Raw genomic sequence first — 10,485 nt, 5'->3', positions numbered from 1 at the left:
GTGTTGACGGTCACCGTCACCTGGTCGGGCTTGGGGTCGAGCTCGGCCAGCATGTGCCGCGTGTCATCGCTCAGCCACTTGGCCGCTTGCCCTTCTTCAGGCGCGAAGCTGATGGAGCCGCCCACCTGGATGATCATTTCCGGCACACGGGCGCGCACCCCGGCGATCAACTCGTTGAACATCGACAGCCGCTTGCTGCCCTTGCCGTCGGGTTCGCGCACATGCAGGTGCAGCACGGTGGCGCCGGCCTCGTAGCAATCCACCGCCTTCTGGATCTGCTCTTCCATGGTGATCGGAATGTCTTCCGGGAAGTCCGAGGGGATCCAGCCCGGCGCATAGGGCGCGGCGGTGATGATCAGGGGCTGCTGGTTCTCGGGGTACAGGTGTCCGTCAAGGAAGTTCATGCTGACGAGTCCTCATGCGGGAATACTGATGCTGAATGTTTCGACAACCAGATCTTCTGAGCGTCGACACGGCCCCTCTTGACCTTTTGTGCCTTTCACTTGTCGTTTGACGACAGCGTTCAGATCGGCGACTCCAGAAACGCAAGGGAGCATCGAACTTGAATGCCGCGAGGACCTTCACAAAGTCGAGAACACCAGCGAGGCGCTGCATCGACGCTCCCCTCGAATGGTGCGTATCAAGGCGTGTCTAACCACCACGACGAATTTCCGCTATCAGGTTTTCAGCGGCCGTGGAGGCGGATCGCATCGACTGACCGCAACCAGTCTCGACCTGTCATAGCTTGGGGCGCTCCGTTCGCGACGACGGCTTGCGCGTCCCCGCCATGCTTCAAAACATGCATCAATTGATGCTACAATTGATCGCAGCCGGAGAACGAGATGCGCACCACCGTAACCTTGGACGACGAATTGCTCTCACAAGCCCGGACATACACGGGCATCCAGGAGAATTCCGCTTTGATTCAGCAAGCGCTTAAGACGCTTGTCCAGCGCGAAGCTGCAAGACGTCTTGCGCGCTTGGGAGGCAGTGAGCCTGGTTTGCGCGTCCCGCCGCGACGGCGCGCAGAGCCCGTAGATGATCCTCGTTGATACCTCGGTTTGGATCGACCATCTCGCCCGTGGGGATGCAGAACTGCAGAGGCTGCTTGAAGATGGTGAAGTCCTCATGCACCCGTACATCGTCGCGGAAATTGCCCTCGGCAGCCTGAATCAGCGCAAGCAAACGGTGGACGCGCTGCAGGCCTTGCCGGAGATCCCTTTGGCGAGCCATGGTGAGGTGATGGCGTTCCTCGACAACGAGCGGCTGTTCGGCATGGGGATCGGATATGTCGATCTGCACCTGCTTGCCGCGACCCGTCTTGCCGTTGACTGCAGGCTCTGGACACGGGATCGGCGCCTTCTCCAGGTGGCGTTCAAGTTGGACCTTGCTGCACGTAGCACACATTGAAGCCCACGCGGTCGACACGGCAAGGCGTGAAATGAGCGCCCGGACGTCCTGGCCTTGCTCGAAACGCATAGCCACGGCGGCTGAGGCCGCGGCGTCCGCCATCCCCAAGTTCTCGAAGATGCGATCCGCCAGCGCCTGCGATCGCTCGAGCATTTGAAGCAGGTCGGTCGCAACATTCGAGGGTGTGCCAGGACCACGTGCGAACTTAGCCGCCCCTCCATCGGGGGGCGGCTTTTCCTCTCGAGACTTGAGCACGTTCATCGGGCTCGCCGACTCTGCTCAACGAACCGCAGCCGATCCATGTCGCGGTAGTCCAAGTCCTCAGAGAAAAAACACATCCCACTCCTGCAGGTGGATCGCACCGTCCACCACCTCAAAGCCGATCAGCTCGAGCCCGTCCGAGCTGAGCATCACGTCACCGATTCTCACGTCGTACAGCACCGGCCCGACCACGGACTCATTCGGATAGCCTTGGAGCGGCTCGCAAAGTACGCGCAAGCAACGGATCTCCCGATCCTGCACCTTGCGACGCTCGCTCACCAACTGGCCGGTGAATCCCGTCTGCGGCCGATAGCGCGGGATGAAATGGCCGCCGCTGCGGCGAAGCTCCACCCTGACGCGCATAGTTCGACTACTGGATATTTTTACAGTGTTTGACTATTATGCATCCATGCAACGCGAAGACTGGATCGCCATCTGCGCCCACGAGCTCCAGCGCCGCTGGCGCACGGTGGACCCAGAGCAGCTGGATGACCTGGCCGGCGACCTTTGGCAAAACGAGCAGCTACGCGAGCTGCCGCCGGCGCAGGCGGCCATCGCGTGGCTGTCCCCGATTGCACGCGAGCAGGCACCCCTCGGAAAATGAACCGATATGTGCAGCCACTATCAAGCTGAGAAACGCCGCCGCCAGCTCGAAAGGCACTTCGGCATTCAGCTGCCGCCGAACTGGTAGCCGCCTCCAGGAGGGCTGCACATCTGGCCCACATACCTGGCCCCGATGATCCGCAGGCCGCCCGGTCCCGCGAAGGCGAAGGATTGCCATCAGGGGCGCTTGGGCGAAGAATGTCGAGGTTTCTCCGAGGTGCCACAGCATGACCAAGCTGTATCTTTCCGTCGGTCCCGACGGCCAGCGGGTCGAGTACCGCGACAGGAAGCGCTGGTGGTGGCTGCTGTCGGTGGTCTACCCGCTGTTGCCGTTCACCGGCATTGCTTTGCACGCCGCCACCGGCCACGAGATTGCCTTGGGCTTGCCTTTGCTGATCAGCTACGGCCTGATGCCACTGCTGGACTTGCTGATCGGGGAGGACCAGAACAATCCGCCGGAGGCCGTCGTGCCGCAGCTCGAGCAGGAGCGCTACTACCGCTGGCTCACGTGGCTCACGGTGCCGCTTCACTTCGTTGCGCTCGTGGGTTGCGCCTGGTGGGTGGGAACGCAGAACCTATCTTGGTGGGCGGTCCTGATGCTCGCCTATGTGGCGGGCACCGATTCGGGGCTCGGCATAAACACCGGGCACGAACTTGGACACAAGTACACCGCAGTCGAACAATGGCTGGCGCGCCTCGTCCTGGCGGTGCCGGCCTACGGGCACTTCACCGTCGAGCACGGTCGCGGGCACCATCGCTCGGTATCGACGCCCGAGGACCACGCGAGCGCACGTATGGGCGAGAGCATCTATCGCTTCGCGTGCCGGGAGCTGCCGGGTGGCATCCGCCGCGCATGGTCATTGGAAGCCGAGCGCCTCGCCCAGCAGCACAGGTCGGTCTGGAGCGTGCACAACACCATGCTCCAGAGCTATGCCGTGACGGCGGTGTTGCAGATCTCGCTGACCATCGCTTTCGGATGGGTGATGGTGCCCTTCCTGATCGTGCACAACATGGTGGCATGGTGGCAGCTCACGTCGGCGAACTATGTCGAGCACTATGGCCTGCTGCGCGAGCGACTGCCGAATGGCAAGTACGAAACGCCGCAGCCGCACCATTCGTGGAACACCAACCACCTGGTCACCAACCTTGCGTTGTTCCACCTGCAGCGGCACTCGGACCACCATGCGTACCCGTCGCGCCGCTACCAGTCGCTGCGGCACTTCGAGGATCTTCCGCAGCTGCCGAGCGGCTACTTCGGCATGTTCCCGCTCTCGTATGTTCCCGCGCTATGGTTCCGCGTGATGGACCCGCGGCTGCTGGCACTGCCGCATGTGAATGGCAACCTGGCGCGCGTCAACATCGACCAAGATCCGGAACGCCGCGCGAGGATTTTTGCCAGGTACGCCGGCGCGGGGGAAGCGAGCGGAAGTGTGCAGGCTTGAGTTGTTGCGTCGGCGGAGAGGCTCACTTGGACCGCTGCTTCGGCTCCCCGGCTTTTCTCCTTGGCTTTGCGAGCGACTGACGTGCCTGCGCAGGTCGCCTGGCAGCACGGACCGACCCTCCTGGCTTGGATGGATGTGGCACCGCTTTGAACAGGGCGTATTCGCACTAAATTCGGCGCCGTGATGATGTCGCCGCGGTATGACGGTGGCGTCACGCCTTGCACGATCTCGGTATCTGAAGACCGCGGCTTGGCAAACTGCCCTGCGATGCGCCCGCCCTTGATGACTGGACGCCGGCGTGGAGCTGTGGGGCGCTGCGCATGGTCGGCATGCACCGCTCATCAGCGAACTCGGCGCCACGCCGATCGACTACCAGGGCGAAGACTTCACGCGCGTCGTGCCTGGGGGTTCGATGTCGTCTTCGACGGCATCGGCGAGGACAGTTATCGCGGCAGCCGGCGGTACACCAGTGCTCTCAAGCTGTCGGCAACTCAGCCGAGAAGGTGCGCAACTATCTGTTCAAGTCGTCCTGACGATCGGGACGGCGCATGCCGGTCTCGACGACCTTCGACTAGGCCCGTCAGCGCCTGATCGATTCACTCAAGGGGCGCAGCGCAGCAGCCGCCAGCAAGCCGCGCACGAGAACCAGTCCGCCCGGCTAGCCAGCGAAAGCTGAAGCGGCAAAGATTTCCCGTTCTCACAAGAAGAGTTGATAGGGAGCGCCATGCTGTTCCATTTCATGCTGCTCGGCTGGCGCCAGTTGAGGCGCGCCCTGGCAAAAGCGCGCACACTGAACGACTCATGAAGCACAAAGCCGCTCGCCGCGAAGTCCTCGGCGCGATCGCCGAGTTCCAGCAAGTTTGCCTCGACTTCTCATCGGGCATGCAGAAGGTCCTGGAGGTGCCGGCCGTCGAGCCTGCCCCGCCGCTGCCGCTCCTGGACTTCGGTCCCCGCAAGCCGGCCAAGCGTGCATCGCGGCGTCAGCTCGAACCTGCCCGCGCCTCGCGGCAATAGCGGTTCGAGGACCGAACAACCATGCCTGCGAAGGAGGCCGATCCGCTCGAAAGGTACTACCCCTTTTTCGAAAAAGTACCGCGAAGGCTTCCTGGCACCAGGCTTTAGTTACAGCAGTGCCGCGGCATCTCTTAGGCGCTCCGCGGTGGCTGCGAGCCCGTTGCGCGCAAGAATGTCCGCGAACTCATCGGGCGTAACGGGCGGTCGCTTCGATCGTGCGCGCATCTCCTTGAAGGCCGTCAGCGCGGTGATTTCATCGAGATCGAGCTGCGCGATCAGGAAGTCATCCGGGTGGATCGCGGTCAGGCCATGCGCGGCCAGAACGTCCGCCGGAAAGTCCTTGAGGTTGGCCGTCACAATGCAGTCGGCGTGACCAGCGATCGCGGCGGCGAGCACGTGCACATCGCCCGCATCTGGAAGCTTCAGGCCAATCGCGAGCGGACGCCAAGCGAACTCCGGAACCTCCCAATCGGGAATTGCGTCGCGCATGTTGTCGCGGCGGTAGTCGAGGCGACCGACAAGATCCGGTCGTGCGGTTTCAAGGTTTCGGATCCATTCCAACTCAATCTCGGTCGTCCATTTCGGCGCATACAGGCCCGCAATGGCGATGCTCATCAATGCATCGGCCACACTGACGGGATACAGCACGCAGGCGTCCAGGATGGCTGTGTACCGTGCGTGCCCCGCCATCAGTAGTCCAGGCCCAGTTCGTTGGCGTTGTCAGAAAGCCGCTGCAGCGCTGCTTTCTGCTTTTCACGCATCTGCGCGCGGAACGCCACCAAGTCTTCAAAGAGGATGCGTCGGTGAGTGCCGACCATGCGGTGCGGCAGGCGATTGGCTTCGATCGCGCGAATCACGAACGGCCGCGAGACGTTGAGGAAGTTGGCCGCCTCTACCGTCGTCATCTCCCGCTTGTCGGAGATCACGGTCACCGCCTGGCGCTCACTCAGCGCGCCCAGCACCTCGCCGATCAGCCGCAGCGCCTTGGTCGGCAGTTGCACGGGCGGCAGATCTCCCTCCTCGCTGGTCAGCAGGATGCTGGCGGCTCGCGACCGATCCAGCGCCTCACCAATGCAGCGCTGCGCCGTACGCGCCATCTCCAACTCTTCGGGGGTCATCTCCGCGGGCTGCTGGCGCCTCGTGCGTTCCAGGGTAGCCATGACTGTTCTCCTTGTGTTTGCCGGGGACCACCCTCGGCACGCGACCGCAAGCGGCCTTCGATACTTTACTTCAGCAAATGCAATAAGTGCACGCTCATTCACTTAATGCACTTGTCTGGTGTGGCTTTTTTCCGCCGGGCCGAGCACAGCGCGGTCCCGCGGCGGCACAAGCTATGGCGCTTGCTCGCCGTTCCGCGACTTTGAGTGGCAACGAATTCTGAGGCGCCCCTGGCTGGATGTTTCGCGCCCTCGTCGTCCGACGCGATGGGTAGTGGTCGCTTGCGCGTCCAATGAACGAACCACGTTTGTGGGCGAAAGCGCGGGATGAAATGGCCGCCGCTGCGGCGAAGTTCCACCCTGACGCGCATAGTTCGAATACTGGATATTTTTACAGTGTTTGACTATTATGCATCCATGCAACGGGAAGACTGGATCGCCATCTGCGCCCACGAGCTCCAGCGCCGCTGGCGCACGGTGGACCCAGAGCAGCTGGATGACCTGGCCGGCGACCTTTGGCACTTTGGCAAAACGAGCAGCTACGCGAGCTGCCGCCGGCGCAGGCGGCCATCGAGTGGCTAGCCCCGATTGCACGCGAGCAGGCACCCCTCGGAAAATGAACCGATATGTGCAGCCACTATCAAGCTGAGAAACGCCGCCGCCAGCTCGAAAAGCACTTCGGCATTCAGCTGCCGCCGAACTGGGAGCCGCCTCCAGGAGGGCTGCACATCTGGCCCACATACCTAGCCCCGATGATCCGCAGGCCGCCCGAGCGCGACTCAGGCGACGAGGCCGTGCCGGACTTCGAGATCCCCGATGCGCACTTCGGCCTGCTGCCCGGTTTTGCCAAAGACATCCGCTTCGGCACCAAGACGTACAACGCGAGGTCGGAAACAGTCGCCGAGCTTCCTAGCTTCAAATCCGCATGGGCCAAGGCACGCCATTGCATCGTGCCGTGCGAAGCGATCTACGAACCCGACTGGCGCAGCGGCAACAACATCCCAACCCGCTTCGCACATTCGGACGGCGAAATGCTTGGCGTCGCCGGAATCTGGTCGCCATGGAGGAACCCCGCGACCAACAAGTGGGATCTGAGCTTCGCGATGCTCACCATCAACGCCGACGACCACCCCCTCTTCAAGCTGATGCACCGGCCCGATCCAACCAGGCCACCACACATGCAGGACAAGCGTATGGTCGTGATCCTGCCCCCATCGCGCTACAACGACTGGCTCGATGCGCCAGCGGAGCACTCCATGGAGTTCATTCGCCAGTTCCCCGCGGAGCAGCTCGTCATGACACCCGAGCCGCCACCACCGAAGGAAAGCAAGCCGACGTTGAGGCCGCGTACGTCCGTTCAGCCAGAGCCGAATCCAGACCTATTCTGAGGTGCACTGAGCCGCTGTCCGCCCGAGCGCGATCGGCACGCACGTAGACAGCCCGATCAGTCAGGCTCACCGAGCATTGGATAGCGTTCCGCCGCCGAGCAGCAAACGGTCGCGGCCGCGCCACGCACATCTTCCCTGGGATACACGGTCCCGGATGGCCTGTTCAGGCTCATGGTCCACTGGGCAGCGCTCGATTTGGAAGACCCACTTCTCCTGAGATCTTTCAGACGAATCTGATTGTCCGCACGCACCGGCATTCATAACGTGCGATTCGCCTATCCCGAGAACAACACCCGCGAATCGCATGCCCCATTCACACGAATATCCTCATTTGAATCTTCAGAACGTCGGCTCTGGGCGTGAGAAGCTAGACGCCGTTAGTTGGCAAGTGGCGGCCTCGTCTGTGGACACAACCCACATGAACGCGAATGAGATTGCCTGTTTGGCCTTCGACGCGGCGCTCACCGCTCGTGGTCGCCGCGGAACGCCTGCCGCCGCGATAGACGGGAGTTCGTTGAAAGCCGACTCGATGGAAAGCAAGGCGCGTTCGCAGCCATAGCTCTACTTCAAGATCGAGCTTGCTTCACACCTGAATGTCTGTGAACCCCTTAGCTATCAAATGCCATTTCTGCGACCACGCGCACATAGATTGTCTCGAAGTCATCGACTCCGACAGTCTAGATTCGATGCGCTGTCACGAATGCTCAAAGCTCTTTGCGTTCACGCTGTCGGAGTGCGCCCGGTGCGCGAACGAGCAGGCCCGCACATGGGCGGAAACACCTGCAGCCGACGTTCTCGACTCGATCAGATGTGACAAGTGCGGCCATGCGACGCGGACTGACTATGCAGGAGAGACCGAGTTCTAAGTGCCGTCAAGGCCTGAAGCCTCCCGCCGAGCGGCCGGTGACCAGTTGGGACGGCAAGCTATCTTTTTTGTTCCAACGAACGCCCTCTGGCGTACACGTCGAGCGCCGGCAGCAGGTTGCTCACGGCCCCAACGAGACCGGCGTCGTGACGATTCAAGTCTTCTTCGCGTCAAGCGACGAATTCGATCAGTTTTGCAGGGCAGACTCTTTGCTCAATGAGTACGCCATCTTTCAACTTGAACGCGACAGAAATGAAGGATGTCCTGATCATCGAAGATGAACAATTTGTGGCCGATGCCATCACAGAGCTTATATCACGAGCATTCACCGGGATCTCGACAACGGTTCGGAGGACAGCAGACGACGCGTTAGCGGCCCTCGACGACAAAACGAAATGCTGGCATCGGATTCTGCTCGATCTGGATGTCCCAGGAGCCTATGGGCTCTCCTTGGCGAAAGGAGTTCGCCAACGCGGACTGGCGCCCGTCTGCTGCATCTTCACCGGTTCAAAGCAAGTCGACTTTTCGGGCGAAGTTCAGAATATGGGATTCCTCGGCTACCTGCTTAAGTCTTCGACCAAGGAGGTGCATGACAGCTTGATCAGAATGTTCGCTGGCGAGCGCGTCTTCAATACCGTGAACTACACGGTTGCGAATCGACTTGACGCCATTCGACTGACCAAGAGGCAGCTCGAGGCCTTGGACTTCGTGCGCCAAGGTCTGGGGTCCAAGCAGATCTCTAGCGCCATGTGTCTTTCCGTTGGCACGGTGAACAATCTCGTCAGCAACGCCGTTGCAGCTTTGGGCGCTCACTCTAGGACCCATGCAGTAGCGAAGGCGATCGGGATGGGCTTCCTCTGTATTAACAGTAACGAGGCGTGATGGAGAGATTCAGCGACCAGCATCCTTTCACTGAAGGCGAGATCGCAGAGACAAACTCGGTTGTAGGCGGCGAGGTCCGAGGCAAGAAGCTCCTCATTGAGGTCACGACCGGGCATCGCAAACTTGCGCTGAACCAGTTCCTGGCAAATCAAGTGGCCTATGTGGTCACTGTTCCGACGCTGTTCTACAGCGCCCTCGTTGACGGCGTTGCCACCAGGTCCACGCTGAACGTGTGGCTCACGGTGGCCATCTCGACTTGGCTCTTTCGACTCGGGATGTACTACCAAGTCTTCCGCGTTCCGCCCTCTGACCTCGCGAAGTCTGTCATGTTGCGATTGATCCCGCTCGCAATGATCTCAATGTCGACGGCATTTTGGGTTTGGTCGATCCTACTGTTCGTTGGCCCTCAACTGAGTCCAACGGTCGTCGTGCTGTTTACAGGGCTCCTCGCTCTTGGAATCGCAATGATCGGGATGTGGCCCGCTGCGCCGGCTGCAGCGGCCTCGCAGCTATTCGTCATCTGGGGGGCGATCCTTTTCCGTCTAGTTGAAAGCAGCGCCATTCCTTGGACGCAAGCCCTTTCGATCGGGGCCTGCGTAGCGGTTGTCCTCTGGCTGGCCGTGTATGTCCCGGTCATTCAGGTCAGGCCTCATCTCGCACGATCTGACCAAATTGACCTGCTGATGGCCGAGCTCAAACGGTCCAATAGCGATCTTGAGGCGATGAAAGACGAGATGTTCGCAACCCTGCAAAGGCGATCCAGCTTCTTCGCGCAAGCGAGCCATGATATTCGGCAGCGATTGTTCGCGATGAAAGCGATGGTTCTGTCCACGATCGTCAGCCTCAAACCCGATGACCGGTCGCGGGACTCCCTCCAGCGGGTTTCGGACGAAGTTGAGGACTTGGAGCAGGAGCTCTCTCAAGTTCTGGAGTTCGCGCGGATGGAAACCATCGATACAAAGCCGCAGGTCGATCAGGTGGAGTTGCAGCGCATCTTTCAAAAGCTCGCGCTTCATTTTGAAGACGTAGCCTTCTCACGCGAGGTGGATCTGAGAGTCCGGGTGACGAAGATGAGAATCACAACTGATGCTGCCATGCTCCAACGCATCATGGAGAACCTGGTTTCGAATGCGCTGAAGTTCACGCGTGGTCGCGTGCTGGTTGCGGCGCGCCCGAGGGGCCAAGGAGCAACAATCGAGGTCTGGGATCAGGGTAAAGGTATCAGGGCGGATGAACGCGACCGAATCTTCGAAGCATTCCATCAAGATCCAACGAGCAAGGTGCGCGGTACACGGGGGGTGGGACTTGGCCTCGCTGTCGTAAAGAGGTTCGTCGACGCTCTCGGGTACGCGATTTCCATCAACAGCGCGCCAGGCAGAGGCTCCGTTTTTCGAGTGAACATTCCCGCACGTGAGGGCGCTACCCCATTGCTTGACACACCGGGACGATCAAGAAAGGACTAG

Annotated in this window: 12 protein-coding genes and 1 pseudogene; 8 read left to right on the top strand and 5 right to left on the bottom strand. The window is 60.9% G+C overall.

Annotated elements, in window-relative coordinates:
* Positions 1 to 404 (bottom strand): 3-keto-5-aminohexanoate cleavage protein (locus BLW05_RS34550; RefSeq protein WP_143045023.1); only part of this gene is annotated, 404 nt, incomplete at its 3' end.
* A 438-nt stretch (positions 405 to 842) separates the two neighbouring features.
* On the opposite strand from BLW05_RS34550, the gene BLW05_RS34545 reads away from it, so the two are divergent.
* Together BLW05_RS34545 and BLW05_RS34540 are read left to right on the top strand one after the other, a co-directional pair.
* Complete coding sequence (locus BLW05_RS34545) at positions 843 to 1,052, top strand: type II toxin-antitoxin system VapB family antitoxin (protein ID WP_093169342.1); 210 nt, start codon at positions 843 to 845, stop codon at positions 1,050 to 1,052.
* Positions 1,039 to 1,410, top strand: a complete 372-nt coding sequence (locus BLW05_RS34540; protein WP_093169340.1) for a type II toxin-antitoxin system VapC family toxin — start codon at positions 1,039 to 1,041, stop codon at positions 1,408 to 1,410. The genes BLW05_RS34545 and BLW05_RS34540 overlap by 14 nt, the downstream gene beginning before the upstream one ends.
* Before the next feature lie 321 nt (positions 1,411 to 1,731).
* Here BLW05_RS34540 and BLW05_RS34535 read toward each other — a convergent pair whose 3' ends face one another.
* Positions 1,732 to 2,022, bottom strand: coding sequence for a hypothetical protein (locus BLW05_RS34535; protein WP_143045022.1), 291 nt, complete (start codon positions 2,020 to 2,022; stop codon positions 1,732 to 1,734).
* A gap of 58 nt (positions 2,023 to 2,080) precedes the next feature.
* Between BLW05_RS34535 and BLW05_RS34530 the strand changes: the two genes are divergently transcribed.
* A complete protein-coding gene (locus BLW05_RS34530) occupies positions 2,081 to 2,275 on the top strand; it encodes a hypothetical protein (protein ID WP_093169336.1) in 195 nt (64 codons plus the stop codon).
* Between the two features lie 226 nt (positions 2,276 to 2,501).
* Positions 2,502 to 3,716, top strand: a complete 1,215-nt coding sequence (locus tag BLW05_RS34525; protein ID WP_093169334.1) for an alkane 1-monooxygenase — start codon at positions 2,502 to 2,504, stop codon at positions 3,714 to 3,716.
* Positions 3,717 to 3,898: 182 nt separating this feature from the next.
* Here the strand turns inward: BLW05_RS34525 and BLW05_RS36990 are convergent.
* A pseudogene (locus BLW05_RS36990) lies at positions 3,899 to 4,006 on the bottom strand (3-deoxy-7-phosphoheptulonate synthase); the annotation flags it as partial.
* Between the two features lie 511 nt (positions 4,007 to 4,517).
* Here BLW05_RS36990 and BLW05_RS34510 point away from each other — a divergent pair.
* Positions 4,518 to 4,730 (top strand): hypothetical protein, encoded by a 213-nt coding sequence (locus tag BLW05_RS34510; protein ID WP_093169332.1) that lies wholly within the window; start codon positions 4,518 to 4,520, stop codon positions 4,728 to 4,730.
* Positions 4,731 to 4,838: 108 nt separating this feature from the next.
* Here the strand turns inward: BLW05_RS34510 and BLW05_RS34505 are convergent, their stop codons facing one another.
* Together BLW05_RS34505 and BLW05_RS34500 are read right to left on the bottom strand one after the other, a co-directional pair.
* Complete coding sequence (locus BLW05_RS34505) at positions 4,839 to 5,420, bottom strand: PIN domain-containing protein (protein ID WP_093169330.1); 582 nt, start codon at positions 5,418 to 5,420, stop codon at positions 4,839 to 4,841.
* On the bottom strand, positions 5,420 to 5,890 hold the full coding sequence (locus BLW05_RS34500; RefSeq protein WP_093169328.1) for an excisionase family DNA-binding protein: 471 nt from the start codon (positions 5,888 to 5,890) through the stop codon (positions 5,420 to 5,422). The genes BLW05_RS34505 and BLW05_RS34500 overlap by 1 nt, the downstream gene beginning before the upstream one ends.
* A 623-nt stretch (positions 5,891 to 6,513) precedes the next feature.
* Between BLW05_RS34500 and BLW05_RS34490 the strand changes: the two genes are divergently transcribed.
* The 3 genes from BLW05_RS34490 to BLW05_RS34475 all read left to right on the top strand — a co-directional run bounded on the left by BLW05_RS34490 (position 6,514) and on the right by BLW05_RS34475 (position 10,485).
* Positions 6,514 to 7,275, top strand: a complete 762-nt coding sequence (locus BLW05_RS34490; RefSeq protein WP_093169326.1) for an SOS response-associated peptidase — start codon at positions 6,514 to 6,516, stop codon at positions 7,273 to 7,275.
* A gap of 1,117 nt (positions 7,276 to 8,392) precedes the next feature.
* Positions 8,393 to 9,022 carry a response regulator transcription factor gene (locus BLW05_RS34480; RefSeq protein ID WP_177142951.1) on the top strand — a complete coding sequence of 210 codons (630 nt, stop codon included), beginning with the start codon at positions 8,393 to 8,395 and terminating at the stop codon, positions 9,020 to 9,022.
* Positions 9,022 to 10,485: a sensor histidine kinase gene (locus BLW05_RS34475; RefSeq protein ID WP_093169320.1), complete on the top strand. Its 1,464-nt coding sequence runs from the start codon at positions 9,022 to 9,024 to the stop codon at positions 10,483 to 10,485. Before BLW05_RS34480 ends, BLW05_RS34475 begins: the two co-directional genes overlap by 1 nt.

It is taken from the genome of Variovorax sp. YR216 (assembly GCF_900107745.1).
Lineage (GTDB): Bacteria > Pseudomonadota > Gammaproteobacteria > Burkholderiales > Burkholderiaceae_C > Variovorax.
Note: the sequence above shows the minus strand (reverse complement) of the source record. Positions and strands in the feature narration are given on the sequence as shown.